We start from the raw sequence: 17842 nt of genomic DNA, 5'->3' as shown, positions 1-17842 counted from the left end.
CTGGCGATCCTGCCCCAGGTCCTGGTCACGCCCGAGTCGATCTCGGTCGAAGACCTGGTCTGGTTCGGCCGCCACCCCCACCGCACCTCCCTCAAGGTCCCCAGCCAGGCCGACAAAGACACCGTCGAATGGGCCATGGACGTCACCAGCACCACCGAACTGCGCCACCAACACGTCGACCAACTGTCCGGCGGACAGCGCCAACGCGTCTGGATCGCGCTCTGCCTCGCCCAAGGCACCGACCTCATCCTGCTCGACGAACCCACCACCTACCTCGACGTCGCCTACCAGCTCGAAGTACTCGACCTGCTGCACCAGCTCAACCAGGAACAAGGCAAAACCGTCGCGATGGTGCTGCACGACTTCAACATGGCCGCCGAATACGCCGACCACGTCTTCGTCATGAAATCCGGCACCCTCGTCACCCAAGGCACCCCCGAAGACGTCTTCACCTGCGACACCATCCGCGACGTGTTCGGAGTCGAATCCAAAGTCGTGCCGCACCCGGTCAGTGGTAAACCGATGTGTATCCCACTGCGCGCCGGCCTGCGAAACCAAGCCCAGGTAGCGGTTGCGAACTGCTGAGGCTCGAGAGCAGCCTTCAAGGTCGCCCGGGGCTCGGAGGACAGGTTCGTTACGGGTTCGCGTCTGTGACGGGATGGTCCGGCCACGCGACTGCATAGCCGCCGAAGCCGCCCTCGTTCAGTCGTGCGTAGCGCAGCAACTCACGAACGATGCCTGCGTTGCCCATGGCCCATCCGGGGCGCGGTTCAGGGTCTGGTGGGTCTGCGCGGTGCTCATGATTCGACCAGCGAACGCCGGCTTCATCGACGATTGCGTGAGTCACCAGGTCATCGACCAGGACGTCGGCGAACTCGAAGTCGTCACCACGTTCCACGATTCGGTCGCAGGCCAGGGCCAGCACGCCTGCGGTCCCGCAGCACCGCCCGTGGTTGTCCCAGAAACCCGGACGGATCCGATGCGGCAACCCGGACTGTGTGACCGTTTGCCAGCATCTGTCACCGAGTCGAATCCAGGCCGAGTCTCCAGTGACCTGCGCGAGCAGGCGAAAGACTTGTGCGTCGCCCGCCGGACCATTGCACCAACCAAGGCTGAACCGCTCGACCACATCAGGCCGGTGCGGTGGGTCGGAGTGCGGTACAAGGAAGCCGTCGGGACCAGCCTCATTGCGGCCCACGACGTCTGCCGCTCCGGTGAGAGCAAGGTCGACCAGATCCTCCCGGTCAGCGGCTCGACCGACGGCGGCCAGCGCATAGACGATGCCCAGGGTGCCGTGCGCAATGTGATGGGACCGAGGCGGAGAGGGCCGGACCGGCCAGTTCACGCCACATGCCGTCCGATCCGCCGTAGTGAGGTAGGGCGTCACCGCCGCAACGGCCAGGTCCACATCACCCGCAGACAGTGCACCAAGCCCTATGCCGGCGTTGCCGGCGAAGAGCTCGAACATCGGGCTCCAGCGCTGCCCATCGAAGCGATCCCGAATCCGGCCCAGCGCCCGGTCTGCCGCATCGGGACTGCCAAGTGCCCGCAGCCCAGCAGCGACGCCGGCCAAGCCGAAGTACAGCGACGAGTCCTCAAGACTGTCGACGCTCGCCGTCAGAGCATCCACGCCCGCTGCCACTGCATGGTGATAGCGATCGTCGCCGAAGTGCTGCGCCGCTTCCTGCAGCGCGAGCACGATCCCGGCCATGCCGTGGTAGAGCGACGGGTCCTTGCAGTCGGCAACTTTGCCGACCAACCAGTCAGCCGCCCCTCGCGCAAGCCACGTCACCTCTTCGGCCCTTGCCGCACGATCTGGCGTCCCCACGGCGGCCAGTTTACGTTGCGGACACTCGCCGACGTCGGCACCCGTTCGGGTTGATCCCGATCACGGGTCGGTAGCTGGCTTCGTGACGGTGAGTCGGCGATCCGTTCGAAGGCGACTACTAGTTCCTCATCGTGCACAACGTCTGCGAAATCGCGGACACGGCGGCGTACACGGCTGCTGTTGCACTTGATCCCGGCACCACCGGCCGACCGGTTCGGGTCGCCGGCGACGTACTGACCATGAAGGAGTTCCACGCGGCACTTGAGCGTGGATCCGGCCGAAGCCTCGAACTGCGGCGGCGAGGCACCGCCGACGAGCTGGCTGCGGAGATCGAGCGCCGCAGGGCCAGCGCGTCCGGCCCGGAGGACTTCGTTGCCTTGCAGTACCTCTGGGCGATGATCACGGGCAAAGCCAAGCTCGATCCACTCGACAACGAGCGCTACCCCGGTGTCCGGCCGACCACCATCGTCGAGTTCGCCCGACGCTTCGCCTTGTGACCAAGGAACGCCGAGCCGGCGACGTGTGACGTGTGAGCCAAGCACTGCGGGTCGCCGTGGAGCGGTCACCCTCGGGTTACCCCGGTCCCACATCAAGCTCCAGCAAGGAGCGTGTGTGAGCTGGCGGCCTCAAACCGCGCCGAGGACAGGATCTGGGGGCCGCGGACACGGAACAACCTGTTCACGGTCATCATAACGTGTGCACGGTCGCGTCTCGACCGTGCTGCCCCAGTCAAACAGACAGGGCTGCGGCGAAGTCGTGGATGTCTCGGGCGAGTGATTCCGGCTCCTCATGCGGTGCGAAGTGTCCGCCGTGGTCGAAGCGGGTGTAGCGCACGACGTGGTAGGTGCGCTCGGCGTATTCGCGCGGCGGCACCGAGATGTCGTACGGGAATGCCGCGACTGCGGTCGGAAGGTCGCCCATCACGGGCCGCGGCATCGGATGCGCCACGTAGTCGAAGTAGGGCCGGAACGACGTACCGATCGTGTTGGTGAACCAGTAGAGCGAGGCCTGCACCAGGATCTCGTCCTCGGTCCATCGAGTGCTGATGTCTCCGCCGCAGTCACTCCAGGCTCGGTACTTCTCAAGGATCCAGGCCAGCAGACCAGCCGGCGAGTCGCTCAGGCCGTATGCCAGCGTCAGGGGCCGAGTCTGCTGCTGATGTTGGTAGGCGCCGCCGTCGCTGGTCCAGGATTCGATCCCCGACAGGTAGGCCTCCTCTGCTGCCGTGAGGTCGCTGTGGTCGACGGCCGCCATCACAGCCATCAGATGGATGCCTGCGACTGCTTCCGAATGGGCGGCCCCGAGACGCGAGGTGATCCCGGCTCCGAGGTCACCCCCGTGCGCTAGGTAGCGGTCGTAGCCGAGACCCAACATGAGGCGATGCCAGAGCTCGTACGTCGGAACCGCGGCCGGAGCCTCGGCTGCCTGATCGGAGAAGGTGAACCCGGGCAGAGACGGTACGACGACGTCGTGTCCGAGGCCGGCGAGGCGGTGCGCCAGTGGGATCATCTCGGCGAAGGTGCTCGGCCACCCGTTGGTGAGGATCATCGGAAGGCCCGTCGGCTCGTCCGCGCGGACGTGGAGGAGGTGAACCCGTTGTCCGCTGACGGTTGCGATTCGCTGCGGCTCAGCGTTCAGGCGTCGTTCGTGACTGCGCCAGTCGAATCCGTCGGCCCAGTAGGCGACCAGGTGAGCGAGGACGTCGCGGTCGGTTCCCGCCAACCAGGCAGGCTCGGGCCAAGATCTGGGCCGGCGCGTCGACGACAGGCGACGGCGTAGGTCTGCGACGTCGTCGTCCGGCACCGCGATGGCAAAGTCAGCAACCTCGAACGTGCTCACGTTTCCTCCTCTGGATGCTCCAACGATGATCCCGCGCAAACGCAGCTAGCGACCGTCGCTCCTGGGATCGCCAGCACCAGGGGCCGAGTCACCCGGTGCCGTGGGCGGCGAAGAGCACGGCGTGGTCGGCGGCGAACTCGGTCATGTCGCGGGAGGGGCGCCCAGTCGTCGCCGGATCCGTGAGCATCCCCGGCTCAGGCAAGGTCCTGACCGGATGTCACATCTAGTCCGCCTCCGGTGACTCATGGGGTGACCGACCGATGGTCCAACCAACGCAACCAGGAGACGAGATGTCCGAGACCAGGATCCCCAAGACCGAGATCACCGGAGTTCTCGGCGCGGTAGCCAAGAGAGTCAGCCGGAAGATGTTGGGCGAGGTACCGGAGCAGCTGGAAGTGATGTGGCACAACAAGCCGGTTCTGATGACCATGATGGGCCTGTCGAAGAAGGCGAAGAAGTGGAACGAGTGCGACGAGAACCTCAAGGCCTTCGCCCATATGGCGACCATGGCTCTGATCGGCTGCAGGTTCTGCCTCGACCTCGGCTATTTCATGGCGAACCACGACGGCCTCGATGTGAAGAAGGCCCGCGAGGTGCCGGGCTGGCGCGAGTCCGACGTCTTCACCCCGCTCGAGCGTGACGTGATGGAGTACGCCGAAGCGATGAGCCAGACGCCGCCGACGGTGACAGATGAACTCTCGGCGAGGTTGTTGAACAGTCTCGGGGCACCGGCTCTGCTGGAGCTGACCGCCTACATCACGCTGGCGAACATGGCTGCCCGAATGAACATCGCGATCGGGCCCTTCGAGTCTCAGGGCTTCGCGGCGGCGTGCGGCCTCCGTCCACTGACCGAGCCCTCGAGGTCTGCGACCGGCGTAGCGTCGCAGTCATGAGCACACCGAATGGCACCGAGGAGTTCGAGGCTCATCGCAGCCTGCTCTTCACCGTCGCCTACGAGATGCTCTCCTCGGCGGCCGACGCCGAGGACGTCGTCCAGGAGAGCTGGCTGCAGTGGGCCGACGTCGACCAACGGGAGGTACACAGCCCCCGCGCGTTCCTGATCCGCATCGTCACCCGGCAGGCGCTCAACCGGATGCGGACGCTCTCGCGCCTTCGCGAGAAGTATGTCGGCCAGTGGCTGCCCGAGCCGCTGCTGACCACCCCTGACGTTGCCAATGATGTCGCGCTCGCGGACAGCGTCTCGATTGCCATGCTCACCGTGCTGGAGACGCTGGGCCCGACCGAGCGGGCCGTGTTCGTGCTGCGCGAGGTCTTCGCGGTGCCGTACGACGAGATCGCAGAGGCGCTCGACAAGACTCCGGCGACCGTCCGACAGATCGCCCACCGGGCGCGCCGTCACGTGGCGGCCCGACGCCCGCGGACCCGGGTCACCCGCGCGGAGCAGGAGGAGGTCGTCGAGCGGTTCCTCGTCGCGATCCGGACCGGGGACGTCGATGCACTCCTGACTGTGCTGGCCCCGGACGTGGTGGCAGTGGGCGACGGCGGTGGGCTAGCTCCTGCGGCCCGACGGCCGCTCGAGGGAGCCAAGCGCGTGGCGGATGCCTTGGCCGCGGTGGGCAGGTACGACGGCCTCGTCGTACACGCCACGTGGGTCAACGGCGCGCCGGCGGTCAGGATCGACCTCGACGGCCAACCCGTCGGTGTGGCCAGCGTGCAAGTCGCGGGCGGCCGCATCACAGGGATCTACGGGATCGCCAACCCGGAGAAGCTGACCCGTCTCGATCGGGAAACGCTGCTGGCCACATGACGAGGTCGCGGTGGGCTGGAAGGCTGCTGGTCAAGGTTGGGCGCTGACCAGGCCTGTTTGATAGGCGATGACAACGAGTTGCGCGCGGTCGCGGGCACGGAGTTTCACCATGGCGTGGCTGACGTGGGTGCGTGCGGTGGCTGGGCTGAGGAACAGCTCGGCGCCGATCTCCTGATTGCTCATGCCCTGACCAACCAGGGACAGAACTTCGCGTTCTCGTTCGGTGAGCACCGCGAGCCGTTCGTCGGCTGCCTGGCTGACTGTTCGTTGAGCGGTGAACTGTGAGATGAGGCGTCGGGTGATTCGCGGTGCGAGCAGCGAGTCTCCGGCGGCGACGACACGGATGCCGTGGAGGAGCTCGGCGGGACCGGCGTCTTTGAGCAGGAACCCGCTGGCACCGGCCTGGAGTCCCTCGAAGACGTACGCGTCGGTGTCGTAGGTGGTCAGGATGAGGACGCGAACGTGCTGGAGTCCGGGTGTCGCGGCGATCTGTTGAGTGGCCTGGATGCCGTCCATCTTCGGCATCCGGATGTCCATGAGTACGACGTGGGGCCGGGTGGCGCGGGCTTGTTCGACGGCCTGAACTCCGTTGGTGGCTTCACCTACCACTTCGATGCCGTCCTCGGCTTCGAGGAGCGCCCTGAAGCCGGAACGCACGAGACCCTCGTCGTCGACGACCAGCACCTTGATCGGCGTGTCGTCGAGGGACGTCTTCAACGGCATGTCGCTCCCGCCGGCGCAAAGGGCAGTCGTGCAACAACCGCGAACCCGCCATCGGCTATCGGCCCGGCGTCGAGATCGCCGCCCAGGAGTTGACACCGCTCGCGCATGCCAATGATCCCACGCCCTGGTACAGCGGATCTTGCGCCATTGCTCTGGGCGTGGCCACGTTCGTTGGTCACGCTCAACTCGAGGGAGTCGACTCCGTAGCCGAGCCCGACCGTCACCCGGGTCGGACCTACGTGGCGGATCACGTTCGTGATCGACTCTTGGAGGATTCGGAAAGCAGCGCTGTCCACCGCGGTCGGCAATGCCGGGGTGGACGGCGCACTCTCGAGCATCATCTCGAGTCCGGCGTGGCGCGCGTTGGCGAACAACTCGTCGATCTGTCCGAGGCCAGGGTGCAGCGCTCGCCCGTCGTCGGCATCTCGGAGTACGCCGAGGATGGACCGCATCTCGTGCAGTGCTTTGGAGCTGGTCTGCTCGATGGCCTCCAGCGCCTCGCGTGTCCGTTCGGGCCGTTTGTCGAGGAGGTGGGCGGTGACACCGGACTGGACATTGATGATGGCGATGGCATGAGCGACGGTGTCGTGCACCTCGCGAGCGATCCTGAGTCGTTCTTCGTCGACCCGGGCCCGTGCTTCCTCCTCGCGGGTTCGTTCGGCCAGCTCGGCCCGCTCCAGCGCGTCGGCAGCGATGACACGTCGAGTCCGGACCGACTCGCCGAGGGCGACGCTCATCACCGAGGCCCCGATCCGGAAGAACACCCACCCGATGGCGGCGGGCGGCTCGATATCTGTGGCGGCGACCAGCCAGCCGGCGGTCAGCACCGTGATCCCGACGGCGGCGATCGCCAGCGACCGGCGCCCGTCGCCACACGCAGCGAGGCTGTAGAGGGCGACGAAGAGCCCGAGCCAGCCAGGTCCGTCCGGGAAGTCCAGGGTGTAGTAGATCAGGCTGGCGACCGCGGTGATCGCGAAGACCGCCACCGGGAACTGGCGCCGCAGAGCGACGACGGCGCCACTGACGATGAGCAAGACGTATCCGAGGTAGCCGAGGTCCGAGAGGGGACGTAACACCGAATCGGGGTCGGCTGCCACTTTGGCCAGGCTGCCTTGGACCTGCATCACCGTGATGAAGAGGGCGAGACACAGGTCCAACGCAAGCGCAGGCAGGCGGTACGAGACGGCGCGGGCTTGCATGTCGCGATCATAGGTCTTCGGCCGCGGCAGGGACTCCCGTCCGGTGCGCGGGCCAGTACGACGAAGAGCGCGATCCGGCCCGTGACGTCTACGTCGAAAGGCGTAGACAGTGCCGTCCTCGAACGGACGTACCGGCGTCGTCACCGGCGAGACGATCAACTCCGTTACATCACTGACGGAGGCCTTCATGACCGACACGTACCTGCCCGACGACCGCCACTACGGTGCCGATCCCGTACGCCCGGGCCCGTTGGGACGGCTGGCACGCCTGTCCTTCCGCCGGCGCGGGATGGTGTTGCTGGCTTGGCTGCTGGCACTAGGGCTGGCCATCGGCCTGTCGGCCGCGTTCGGAGGAGAGAAGGTCAACGGCACGACCCTGCCGGGGTCGGACTCGGAGCAAGCACAGACGCTGCTGACAGAGCGATTCCCGGCTCAGGCGGGCGATCGCGTCGATTTGGTGGCCCGCGCCGACAACGTGGCCGGCAGCGAGGTCCAAGGCCGGGTCGAGGCACTCCTCGGGAAGCTGCGCGGCATGCCACATGTCGCGGACGTGGAGGATCCGTACGCCACCGGTACTGCTCCCTCACCGGATGGCCGGACCCTGGTCGCACGCGTCTATCTCGACGTCGCCAACCCCAACGACATGCCGGTCGAGGACACCGAGAGGTTGCTGGCTGCGACCGACCATGCCGAGGGCGAAGGCCTGGAGATCGCCCTCACTGGCCAGGCGGTTCAGCGGGCAGAAGCGCCGCAGGGCGGCACCACCGAGATGCTCGGGCTGATGGCGGCCGCCGTGATCCTGCTGATCACGTTCGGATCACTGGTGGCAGCCGGCCTGCCTCTAGCCTTGGCTGTCGGCGGGCTGCTGGTGAGCTCCAGCCTGGTCGGCCTGATGGCGGCGGTGGTGGACGTGCCCGACTTCGCGCCGCTCATCGGGGCGATGCTCGGCATCGCCGTGGGCATCGACTATGCGCTGCTGATGGTCACCCGGTTCCGGGAGTGGCGGGCCGTGGGGCTCGATCCTGAACTGGCAACGGTGGCGACACTCGACACCGCCGGCCGGGCCGTCCTCGTCGCCGGTGGAACGGTGATCGTGAGCATGGGCGGGCTCTTCGCGATGGGACTGTCCATCATGGACGGCACCGCCGTCGTCACGATGGTGGCGCTACTGATCGTGATGCTCGCCGCTCTGACGCTGTTCCCCGCGCTGTTGGGCTACCTGGGCAGGTGGATCGACCGGTTGCGACTGCCACTCGGACGCCGCCGTGTCGCGCGGGTCTCGGCTGACGGCCACGTGGTCCCAGCAGCCGGCTGGGTGCGGTGGAGCCGGCTGGTGCAGCGACACAGCGTGCTCGCCGCTGCCGGAGCCATCGCCGTACTGGTCTTGCTTGCCGTCCCCTTCCTCGGCGTCCGGTTCGCCATGCCCGACGCGGGCAACGATCCTGAAGACACCTCCAACCGGCAGGGCTACGACATGCTGGCCGAAGGCTTCGGTCCGGGCACCAGCGGTCCTCTGCTGGTGGTCGCGGATCTCGGCCAGGCCCAGGGCGACACGGTCATCAAGCAGCTGCACGCGGGACTCCAGGCGACAGCCGGTGTCGCCGCAGTGTCACCGCCACAGGTCAACTCGACCGGCGACACCGCGCTCATCACAGTCGTGCCCGCCACAGGACCGCAAGACAGCGCCACCGTGGACCTGGTGCGCTCGGTCCGGGACAACGTGATCCCGGCCGCCGTCAAGGGCACCGATACGCACGCACATGTCGGCGGGAGGACCGCCACGACGATCGACCTCAACTCATCAGTCGTCGACCGGCTCCCGTACCTCATCGGCGGAGTCGTCCTCGTGTCCATGCTCCTTCTGCTCGTGGCATTCCGCAGTATCGTCATCGCCGCCACCGCGGCAGTGATGAACCTCCTGTCCGTGGCGGCGGCGTACGGCGTACTGGCGTTCTTCCTCGAGGGAGGCTGGGCCGGCCGGCTGATCGGCATCGACTCGGCGGCACCGCTGGCGGGGTACGTTCCAGTGATCATGTTCGCCCTGCTGTTCGGGCTCTCGATGGACTACGAGGTCTTCCTGGTCAGCCGGATGAGCGAGACGTGGGTACGCACCCGCGACAACAGTCAGGCCATCCTCTCCGGGCTGGCCGGGACCGGCCGCGTGATCACCGCCGCCGCGTCCATCATGATCGTGGTCTTCGCGGCGATGATCGCGCTCGACGACGTGACCCTGAAGTCCTTCGGGGTGGGCATGGCGGCCGCGATTCTGGTGGACGCGACGATCGTCCGCATGTTGCTGGTCCCGGCGGTGATGCGGCTGCTCGGTCACCGCAACTGGTGGCTGCCCCGTCCGCTGGAGCGCTGGATGCCCCACCTGCACGTCGAAGGGCGGTCCGACGCGTACTTGTCTGCGCGCGACTCCGAGACCCCGACCGCGACCCCCGCGCCGACGCCGGTCGGATCGTGACGCCGCCAACCTCGAAGGAATCGAGGCCTCACACGTCCGAGCTACTGGCGGCACAGATCACCCAGCCTCATGACCACAACCCGCGGAACCGCTTCGCGGTGGCCGGGGCCACGGTGTCGGGATCTCGGACCGGCCTGCCCCGAACTTTATTTGACCTTCAGGTAAAGAATCAGCTAGCGTCTCCGCGTGGGCAGACCGAAGCAGTTCGAGCCGGACGCCGCGATCGACAAGGCTGTAGACGTGTTCTGGCGCAAGGGATATGCCTTGACGACGCCGCAAGACCTGGTCCACGAACTCGGCATAGGCAAAGGCAGTCTCTACAACACGTTCACCAGCAAGCACGCCTTGTTCGAACAGGCCCTGCGACGGTACGGCGAGAACCGCGTCGCGGGACTGGTTGAGGTGTTAGAAGGGCCGGGATCCGTGCGGGCGCGGCTTCGCACCGCGCTGGAGAGATTGGTGGACGCCTATCTCGCCGACCCGCGTCGCCGTGGATGCCTGGCCGTGAACACCGCGGCCGAACTTGCCGGCGTCGACGACATCGCCGCCAAGATCGTGAGAGGTGTCTTCGATCGCATGGAGAGCGCGTTTCAGGCGGCCATCGAGGAGGGCCAGCGTGGCGGGGAGATCGATGCCGATCGCGATTCCCGCGAGGTGGCGAGTTTGTTGCTCAACGCCAGCATCGGCATGAGTGTGGTTGCGAAGACCGCCGACAGCCCGGACCGGCTGCGCAGGGTCGTCGACGCAGTGCTCACCACCCTCTAAGTCCGATCTTTTCGGAAAACGTTACGGCTACCCAAATTCTGTACCTATAAGTCAAGAAAGGAACGGAATGAGCATTCAGCACACCGAGGCGAGTGACGCCGTCGTCACCCTGGGGTTCTTCATCCGGGTCGAGGCCAAGCCGGGGAGGGAAGCGGAGGTGGAAGCACGCCTCAAGGCAGCTGTCGAGGTGGTTCGGCAGGAGCCTGACACCATCGTCTGGCTTGCTCTCCGGCTCGGGCCGTCAACCTTCGCGATCGTCGACGCCTTCCCGCACGAGTCCGGCCGGCAGGCACATCTGGAAGCAGGCAGAGACAGGCTCATGGAGGGATCGGATGTGTTCGCCGAACCGCCCGCGCTCGTCCCCACCGACATCCTCGCGGCCAAGCTCCCTTAGCCGAGTAGGCCACTGGCGTGGGACTGCTCATCCGCATCGAGGCCAAGTCCGACAGGGTGCGGGAGGTCGAGGCCATGCTGAGGTCGGCGCTGGGCCACGTACGGGCGGAGACGGCGACGGTCGTCTGGTTCGCGCTGCGCCTCGGGCCTACGACGTTCGGAGTCTTCGACGCCTCCGTCGACGAGGCCAACCGTCAGGCTCACCTCGAGGCCGACGGCGAAACACTGCAGGGACCTGCAGCCGCGGAGCTGTTTGCTGGACAGCCCTCCATCGAGCGCGTCGACCTCATCGCCGCCCAGCTCCCCGGCGAGTGACCGGACGCGAGGATCGGCTGATCGCCGCCGCGGTTGCCGACTTCCTCCAGCAGCGCTCGCCGTCGCCTCGTACGTCGAGCGGCCCGACCTCGTGACCTCCTCCGCGGTACCAGTCCTGTCCGGTAGTGGCTCTCGGCACCAAACTCAGTGGGAGATGTACTCGATGATGTGTGCTCCAACTCCGACTGAGCGATTCCATCCGCCCGCAGAGGCGTGATCACCCGAGCCTGCCAGGCTGGCCTGGATCGGGTAGTTCCTGTGGCGTCAGTCGGATTGGATGAGCAGCGCGCCAGTGAGCTGCTGGAGATTCCCGCCGGGACCGTGCGGTCCCGGCTGTTCCGTGGCCGGCGAAGCTTTCGGAAGGCTTGGCTGGACGAGAGGAGTAGACCGTGAACTGGCCGATCAGCGAGCTCGACGACGTACGTCGGCTCCGCGCCCTGCACGCCGCCCTCCCTGGCACGCTGCTCAGCGAGACAGTGGTCCCCGCCGATTTCGACCGCATCTGGGCCGAGCTCAGCGACCTCGAACACAGCTTCCTGAACTACACACCGAGCATCACCTCGATCCAGATCACAGAGCGAAACGGCGAACGAATGCGCGCTCAGGTGCGCGACCGGATCGGTCTCCGCGCACTGTTCGAGGTGGTGCTGCGCTCTGGATGGTGTCTGATGCAGAGCCGGTACGTGGTCTTCGGAATGGCCGCGGCCCGCACCGGCGAAGGTACCCGCGTGGGATACCTGCTTGGACTACGGCTGCCCGGCATGCGACTGTACGGCCGCCTCCTGACACCGCTCCTCCAGCCCATCGGCGGCTCGATCATGCGCGGCTTCAGCCGCCGCTGGACAGAGCACCACGAATGACGACAATCCCGCACACAGCCACAGTGCTGCGCTAGATGCCCGGGGACTTATTCAATGGCGCACTCCTGTGGTGTGCTGCTCGCAATGATCGGTTCGTCAGCCTTGTCGAGTGGCCTGAAACTCCTCATCGGACGCGCACGTCCGGATGTCACTCTCGTCCTGGGTCCCGTCTCGAACACGTTCGCGTTCCCGTCCGGTCACGCACTGAACTCGACGGTCTTCCTCACGGTGGCCGCCTTGGTGATGGCCAGAATCAGATCACTCCGGAACCGGACCGCGATTCTCGCGGTCGCGGTCGTGATGAGCATCGGCATCGGGCTGAGCCGCGTCTACCTCGGCTACCACTGGGCTACCGACGTACTCGCCGGCTGGACGGTCGCGATCGTGTGGCTGGTGATCGTCTTGAACGTCGCCCGCTTCGTCCGGGACCGACGTACCCGCTCCCATGACGTTGCTGCAGGCAATGGCCAGTAGGACCATGCTGAAGGATCGTGTCTCAGGCGGCGGATGCGAGTACTCCGTAGATAGGGGATGTTCGCGATGTCGCTCGGGCGCTTGCGACACGTGCCGATCCAGCCGGGGGGCCAGGTCATGGGTATCCGCAAGAACGCCAAGTTCCTCACCGCGACCGAGCGAGAGAACTTCGTCAAGGCGTGCGTCCTGATGAAGGCCGACATCGTCAATCCGGCCGCAGTTCCGGCCGCCCAGTACAGCCGGTGGGACGAGTACGTCGCCATGCATCAGATGATCCAACGGGGCCGGGCGCCAGGTTCGGCCCTGACGGTCAACTTTGGGCACGGTGGCACCGGCTCCTACAGCTTCCTCAGCTGGCATCGCTACTTCCTGCACCGGTTCGAACTCCAGCTTCAAAGCTATGTGGCCGGAGTGATGCTGCCGTACTGGGACTGGACAGACCCCGCGCCGTTACTCGTTGACACGTTCCTCGGGCCGAACGGCTCGGCTGGGTCCCAGCTCGTCAGCAGTGGCTATTTCGCCCCGAACAGGCCGGGAACCGCAGGCAATCCGACGCCCCTGCCGCCCTGGTACCCGGCCGGGCTCAACGGCTGGAACCTGCATCCCGATTTCGGGACCTCGGCCGGTGGACTCAAGCGCACCGTGGGCGGTTTCGGCGGCCTGCCGTCGGCCGCAGACCTTCGGACTGTGCTCGGCCAGACCGGCTACCGCAACTTCCAGGTCATCCTTGAAACCGGCCGCAACGAGTTCGGGACCTCGGTTCCCTCCGGTAGTCAACTCCACAACGGCATGCACGGCTACATCGGCGGCCACATGGGCAAACCGGCGATCTCGCCGTTCGATCCGATGTTCTACCTCCACCACTGCAACATCGACCGGCTGTGGGCGATGTGGCAGTCCGACGGCCATGCGACCGACTATCCGTTGGTCGGCGCCAAGCCCGAACACGGCCCGGCCGACCCGATGTACCCATGGGTCGGCACCATCGCCGGTTACTCCTCGACCGTGTCGTTTCCGACGATCGTCATGCCTGACACCTCCGCGATCGGCACAGCCCGGAATCAGGACACGCTGAACTATCGCGCCGCGTACGGCTACACCTATGACTCGCTGGCAGTGATCGGCATCGGCCTCGACCGCACCGGCAGCATGACAGCGCTGACTCCGGACCCGATGACGGGCAGCGGCACGATCACCAAGTGGGAAGCGGCGAAACGCGGCGTGTCGGCCTTCCTGCAGGACGCCGAGACGGTCCAGCAAAGTGGCGCGATCTACGTCACCGCGGGGATCAAGACGTTCCGCTCGCTGGTCTCGAACGACTTCAGCCCGGTCTTTCCCGGCACGCCGTACGGCTTGATCAAGCCGGGCACGTCCTACAGCAAGGCGACGTTCGACGGCGTGGTCGCCGGCATGACGCCAAGCGGAGGGACGCCGCTGGCCGACGCGCTTCAGGACGTGGAGGACACGCTCGTCGAGCCGCCGGACAGTTGGATCCCGGCGGACGAGCCTCGCTACCTGGCCATGCTGACCGACGGGATGCTGACCTCCGGATCGCCGATGACGTCCATCCCCGACGGCTCGTTCGCCAATACGGCAATCTTCGCGATGGGTTTCGGGACTGCGGCGGACGTCGACTACCCGACGCTGGCCGCCATGGTGGCGAAAGGCCGGACGCTGGGCTTCAGCCAGGTCTTCCACGGCGAGAACGCGGGCACGATCGACAAGTTCTACTCGAACGCGCTCGCCCGCGCAATCGGCTTCAGCACCGTCTTCGACCCGGTCATCGAGCTCTACGCAGGCGAGCACACCCACCTGGAATTCTGGGCGACGAGCGGCGAAGACGCGTTCCTGATCACCACCCAGGGCATGGACTTCAGCGACCCGAACTGGTCGTTCCATCTCCAGGCACCGGACGGCACCACCGTCTACGCCGATGGATCCGGCCACACTGGGGCGGCGCAGCGACCGGACGGGACGGCCGGCCAACACAGCGGCCATGCGGGCCATGGCGGCGGCAGTTGCGGCTGCGGCCGAACACCCGACGTGACGGTCAACCGATCGAACGGCCGCCTGACTCTCGTCCTCCAACGCGACAGCGCGGACGCTTCCTGCTGGGTCGGGCAATGGCGGCTGATGGTGTCATATCGCGCTCGCGACGACACCGCGATGACGATGTTCCTGCCGGGCGACCTCATGATCCCCGTCAGCGCAGGACCAGTCCGCGGACCGCGTCATGCCCGGCTCCTCGACCAGAAACTCCGAATGAGCGCAGTACGAGGAGTTCCCTCGCCGGCACGGCATCGCCTCGACGTCGGCGCGACCGGCACGAACAACGACAGCGCCGATGCCTGCGCGATCGTCGTCAACATCTACGCCCGGACCCGGCTGCAGGTGGAACTGGCACCCGAGCGAGAGCTCGTCGAGCGCACGGACGGGTTCAAGGTCTCGGTAGCCGCGAATGCGCTCGCGGGCGGCATCGTCGACACCTCGGTCTTCGGACGGCTCGTCGGTCCGGCGATCGACATCGCCGACACCGTCCGACGGATCGAGCCGACGGACATTCCACGCCGTGCGACGTACCGCGTTCCGGGCGACAAGCGGTCCAGCCGTCGGATCGACACCGCGATCCTGCTGGGGCTTCTCGAGCGAGAGCGGCCAGAGCTGGCAGCAGTGATCGACGAGGAGGTCGCCGTCTCCGAACATGGCGACGGTCCGGCACACTTCCATGTCGACGAGAGACCTACCCCCGGCAGCTGGCACCTCGGCGTCTACCTCGAGGGTTCGTACTGCCCGGAGCACGACGCGATCAGCGGCCGGCATGAGCACAGGGAGGCCGGCCACGATCACGACCATGCTGATCCGGGCGAAGACGCCGACCCGCATGCCGACTGCATGCTGGAGACGTTCACTCGGTTCCTGAACACGTCGATCGCGACGGTCGATCCACCGAAGTAGCAATGCCACTACAGGAATCCGGCCCATGGTTACCGACCGCTACCGTGGGGCGAGATGAAGGCTGAGCGACCGGCACCCTCCTGGTCTGCCCAGTAAATGGTTGGCTGGTGCGGTGGACCGGTTGGTACCGTGCCGTGGTCCGTGACATCACGCCTGGAGGTGAGACCCCATGAACGCTGTAACGCAGTGGGTGCTCCCCGTCTCGTGGTCACGGGCGGACGACTGACATAGGTGTCGCCGGGAGCGCCTCGAGAACTTCGGCACTCCCGAAAGGAAACACCTATGAACTCTGTACCTAACAGTGCGGGCCTCGGTGCCTACGCGGTGACGATCTCGCGCGTCGCGGACAATCAATGGCACGCGATCGAGAACGACCTGGTGGTCGGCCGTGGTCACGCTTCGCGGCGGCTCGACGGCCGGACCTTCCTCAGCATCGACACCTGGCGCAGCACTGTCTTCGACCGGCTCGCCGCCGCGATGCTGGCCGGCCAGTCGAGACCGCAATACACGGTGGTCGACGAGACCGACCGCGACCTCAGAGCCAGCTGGGAACGCGCCGGGTTCACGCAGTGGCGCCGCGAGTCGGAGTTCGTCGTACCCGCGAGTCTTCCCACGGCGGCTGCGCCTGCTGGGGTGGTGATCGCGACCGCCGATGCAGTGGCGGAGGCTCCGTTGCGCGAGTTGGACCGGGCGATTCGCACCGAGGTCGAGTCCGCCGTCGGCTGGCAGACAATGCCCGCGGAGGTGCTGCCCTGGCAAGGCGGGACGAGACCGATCGACCCATCGAAGTACACCGTCGCGGTGCGAGACGATCGGTACGTCGGGCTGGTCCGGGTAGCGACGATGACCCGGCGCCCGCGCATCGGACTGGTCGCGGTGCTGGCGACCGAGCAACGGCACGGCATCGCCCGGGCGTTGCTGAGTCAAGTGCTAGGTGGGCTGCACCTCTCCGGTTTCGAAGCAGCCACGGCCGAGGTCGACGAGACCAACACAGCCGCGATGGCGCTGTTCGAGGGGCTCGGCGCGCGCCGTACGGGCGGCAGCCTGGAACTGATTCACCAGCCGGGAAAGGCCTGACGATGCCCAGAACAGCAGGCGGCATCGAAGTCGAGGGCACCGTCGTCGAGTGCCTGCGCAACGCCAACTTCCGGGTCGAGCTCACCAACGGCCACCAGGTCCTCGCCCACATCAGCGGAAAGATCCGGAAGAACTACATCAAGATCCTCCCCGAAGACCGCGTCCTGGTGGAGCTCAGCCCGTACGACCTGACCCGAGGCCGAATCATCTTCCGGTACCGAACCTGACCTCACCGCCACCGGCCCAGGATCTGGTCGAGGTTCTGCGAACCTCCCGGGACCTGACGCCGGTGGCCCCGTGGGCTCTACCAAGGCGATGACAACGTTTGTGGCGAGTCGATGTCTGCCTAGAACGTGACCTCCGTGAACGCCCGTACCTGCTCGGTCAAGGCTCGTTCGACCGGGAGCCGCTCCATTGAGGACGCGCCATAGAAGCCGTGGACGCCGGTGGACTTGCGCAGTAGGTATTCTGCGTCACCAGGCTCGGCGATCGGGCCGCCATGTGCGAGCACGATGACGTCGTCCCGGACTCCGCGAGCAGCCTCGGACCACTCGTTGCTCAGTTGCACGCAGTCGTCGAGGCTGCGGGCGGTCTCGGCTCCGATCTGCCCGCCGGTGGTCAGGCCCATGTGGCACACGATGACGTCGGCGCCGGCCGCGGTCATCGCGATCGCGTCCTCGGCGGAGAAGACGTACGGCGTCGTCAGCAGGTCTCGCTCGGCCGCGAGCCTGATCAGCTCGACCTCATGGCGGTAGCCCATTCCGGTCTCCTCGAGGTTGGCCCGGAAGCTGCCGTCGATCAGTCCAACGGTCGGGAAGTTCTGTACCCCGGAGTATCCGGCGGTCACGAGTTCCGCCAGGAACGCCGCCGGCTGGAGGAACGGATCGGTGGCGTTGACGCCGGCCAGCACCGGCGTGCGGTCGACGACCGTGACGATCTCGGCCGCCATCTCGAGCACGATGTCGTTCGCGTTGCCATAGGCCAGGAGGCCGGCCAGCGATCCGCGGCCGGCCATCCGGAACCGTCCGGAGTTGTAGACGATGATCAGGTCGATGCCCCCGGCCTCTTCGCACTTGGCGGACAGGCCGGTGCCTGCTCCGCCGCCGACGATCGGCTCGTGCCGCTCCACCTTGCTGCGCAGCCGCTGCAGGATGTCGTGGCGCTCGATTCGACCCATGC

Annotated in this window: 18 protein-coding genes; 13 read left to right on the top strand and 5 right to left on the bottom strand. The window is 66.6% G+C overall.

What is annotated here, in order from left to right:
* Positions 1 to 585, top strand: a 585-nt coding sequence (locus tag ACIBG5_RS32680) for an ABC transporter ATP-binding protein (RefSeq protein ID WP_396395373.1), incomplete at its 5' end; no start/stop codon positions are given.
* A gap of 49 nt (positions 586 to 634) precedes the next feature.
* Here ACIBG5_RS32680 and ACIBG5_RS32675 read toward each other — a convergent pair.
* The gene (locus ACIBG5_RS32675) at positions 635 to 1792 is read right to left on the bottom strand and encodes a lanthionine synthetase LanC family protein (RefSeq protein WP_396395375.1); all 1158 of its coding nucleotides are present in this window, start codon (positions 1790 to 1792) and stop codon (positions 635 to 637) included.
* A 167-nt stretch (positions 1793 to 1959) separates the two neighbouring features.
* Here ACIBG5_RS32675 and ACIBG5_RS32670 point away from each other — a divergent pair, with 167 nt between their 5' ends.
* Positions 1960 to 2325, top strand: a complete 366-nt coding sequence (locus tag ACIBG5_RS32670; protein WP_396395371.1) for a hypothetical protein — start codon at positions 1960 to 1962, stop codon at positions 2323 to 2325.
* 232 nt (positions 2326 to 2557) lie between these two features.
* Here the strand turns inward: ACIBG5_RS32670 and ACIBG5_RS32665 are convergent, their stop codons facing one another.
* The gene (locus tag ACIBG5_RS32665) at positions 2558 to 3667 is read right to left on the bottom strand and encodes an epoxide hydrolase family protein (protein ID WP_396395370.1); all 1110 of its coding nucleotides are present in this window, start codon (positions 3665 to 3667) and stop codon (positions 2558 to 2560) included.
* A 290-nt stretch (positions 3668 to 3957) separates the two neighbouring features.
* Here ACIBG5_RS32665 and ACIBG5_RS32660 point away from each other — a divergent pair, with 290 nt between their 5' ends.
* Entirely contained in the window at positions 3958 to 4560 is a 603-nt protein-coding gene (locus tag ACIBG5_RS32660; RefSeq protein ID WP_396395369.1) for a carboxymuconolactone decarboxylase family protein, read from the top strand.
* Positions 4557 to 5435 (top strand): RNA polymerase sigma-70 factor, encoded by an 879-nt coding sequence (locus ACIBG5_RS32655; RefSeq protein WP_396395368.1) that lies wholly within the window; start codon positions 4557 to 4559, stop codon positions 5433 to 5435. The genes ACIBG5_RS32660 and ACIBG5_RS32655 overlap by 4 nt, the downstream gene beginning before the upstream one ends.
* A gap of 30 nt (positions 5436 to 5465) precedes the next feature.
* On the opposite strand, the gene ACIBG5_RS32650 is transcribed toward ACIBG5_RS32655, so the two are convergent.
* Together ACIBG5_RS32650 and ACIBG5_RS32645 are read right to left on the bottom strand one after the other, a co-directional pair.
* On the bottom strand, positions 5466 to 6158 hold the full coding sequence (locus ACIBG5_RS32650) for a response regulator (RefSeq protein ID WP_396395367.1): 693 nt from the start codon (positions 6156 to 6158) through the stop codon (positions 5466 to 5468).
* Complete coding sequence (locus ACIBG5_RS32645) at positions 6149 to 7357, bottom strand: sensor histidine kinase (RefSeq protein WP_396395366.1); 1209 nt, start codon at positions 7355 to 7357, stop codon at positions 6149 to 6151. Before ACIBG5_RS32645 ends, ACIBG5_RS32650 begins: the two co-directional genes overlap by 10 nt.
* A gap of 109 nt (positions 7358 to 7466) precedes the next feature.
* On the opposite strand from ACIBG5_RS32645, the gene ACIBG5_RS32640 reads away from it, so the two are divergent.
* The 9 genes from ACIBG5_RS32640 (at position 7467) to infA (ending at position 16890) form a co-directional block, all read left to right on the top strand.
* Positions 7467 to 9824 carry an MMPL family transporter gene (locus ACIBG5_RS32640; protein WP_396395365.1) on the top strand — a complete coding sequence of 786 codons (2358 nt, stop codon included), beginning with the start codon at positions 7467 to 7469 and terminating at the stop codon, positions 9822 to 9824.
* A gap of 186 nt (positions 9825 to 10010) precedes the next feature.
* Positions 10011 to 10589, top strand: coding sequence for a TetR/AcrR family transcriptional regulator (locus ACIBG5_RS32635; protein ID WP_396395364.1), 579 nt, complete (start codon positions 10011 to 10013; stop codon positions 10587 to 10589).
* Between the two features lie 67 nt (positions 10590 to 10656).
* Positions 10657 to 10983: a putative quinol monooxygenase gene (locus ACIBG5_RS32630; protein ID WP_396395363.1), complete on the top strand. Its 327-nt coding sequence runs from the start codon at positions 10657 to 10659 to the stop codon at positions 10981 to 10983.
* Positions 10984 to 11000: 17 nt separating this feature from the next.
* The gene (locus tag ACIBG5_RS32625; protein WP_396395362.1) at positions 11001 to 11297 is read left to right on the top strand and encodes a putative quinol monooxygenase; all 297 of its coding nucleotides are present in this window, start codon (positions 11001 to 11003) and stop codon (positions 11295 to 11297) included.
* A 389-nt stretch (positions 11298 to 11686) separates the two neighbouring features.
* Positions 11687 to 12157: a hypothetical protein gene (locus ACIBG5_RS32620; protein ID WP_396395360.1), complete on the top strand. Its 471-nt coding sequence runs from the start codon at positions 11687 to 11689 to the stop codon at positions 12155 to 12157.
* A gap of 54 nt (positions 12158 to 12211) precedes the next feature.
* Positions 12212 to 12631, top strand: a complete 420-nt coding sequence (locus tag ACIBG5_RS32615; RefSeq protein WP_396395359.1) for a phosphatase PAP2 family protein — start codon at positions 12212 to 12214, stop codon at positions 12629 to 12631.
* Between the two features lie 117 nt (positions 12632 to 12748).
* The gene (locus ACIBG5_RS32610) at positions 12749 to 15586 is read left to right on the top strand and encodes a tyrosinase family protein (protein WP_396395358.1); all 2838 of its coding nucleotides are present in this window, start codon (positions 12749 to 12751) and stop codon (positions 15584 to 15586) included.
* Positions 15587 to 15868: 282 nt separating this feature from the next.
* Positions 15869 to 16663, top strand: coding sequence for a GNAT family N-acetyltransferase (locus ACIBG5_RS32605; protein ID WP_396395357.1), 795 nt, complete (start codon positions 15869 to 15871; stop codon positions 16661 to 16663).
* Between the two features lie 2 nt (positions 16664 to 16665).
* Complete coding sequence (gene infA / locus ACIBG5_RS32600) at positions 16666 to 16890, top strand: translation initiation factor IF-1 (RefSeq protein WP_328519767.1); 225 nt, start codon at positions 16666 to 16668, stop codon at positions 16888 to 16890.
* A 119-nt stretch (positions 16891 to 17009) separates the two neighbouring features.
* Here infA and ACIBG5_RS32595 read toward each other — a convergent pair whose 3' ends face one another.
* Entirely contained in the window at positions 17010 to 17840 is an 831-nt protein-coding gene (locus ACIBG5_RS32595) for a phosphoenolpyruvate hydrolase family protein (RefSeq protein ID WP_396395356.1), read from the bottom strand.
* Between the last annotated feature and the right edge of the window lie 2 nt (positions 17841 to 17842).

Origin of the sequence: Kribbella sp. NPDC050241, assembly GCF_044459685.1 — a bacterium.
Classification (GTDB): domain Bacteria; phylum Actinomycetota; class Actinomycetes; order Propionibacteriales; family Kribbellaceae; genus Kribbella.
This window is presented reverse-complemented; position numbering and strand designations above follow the sequence as displayed.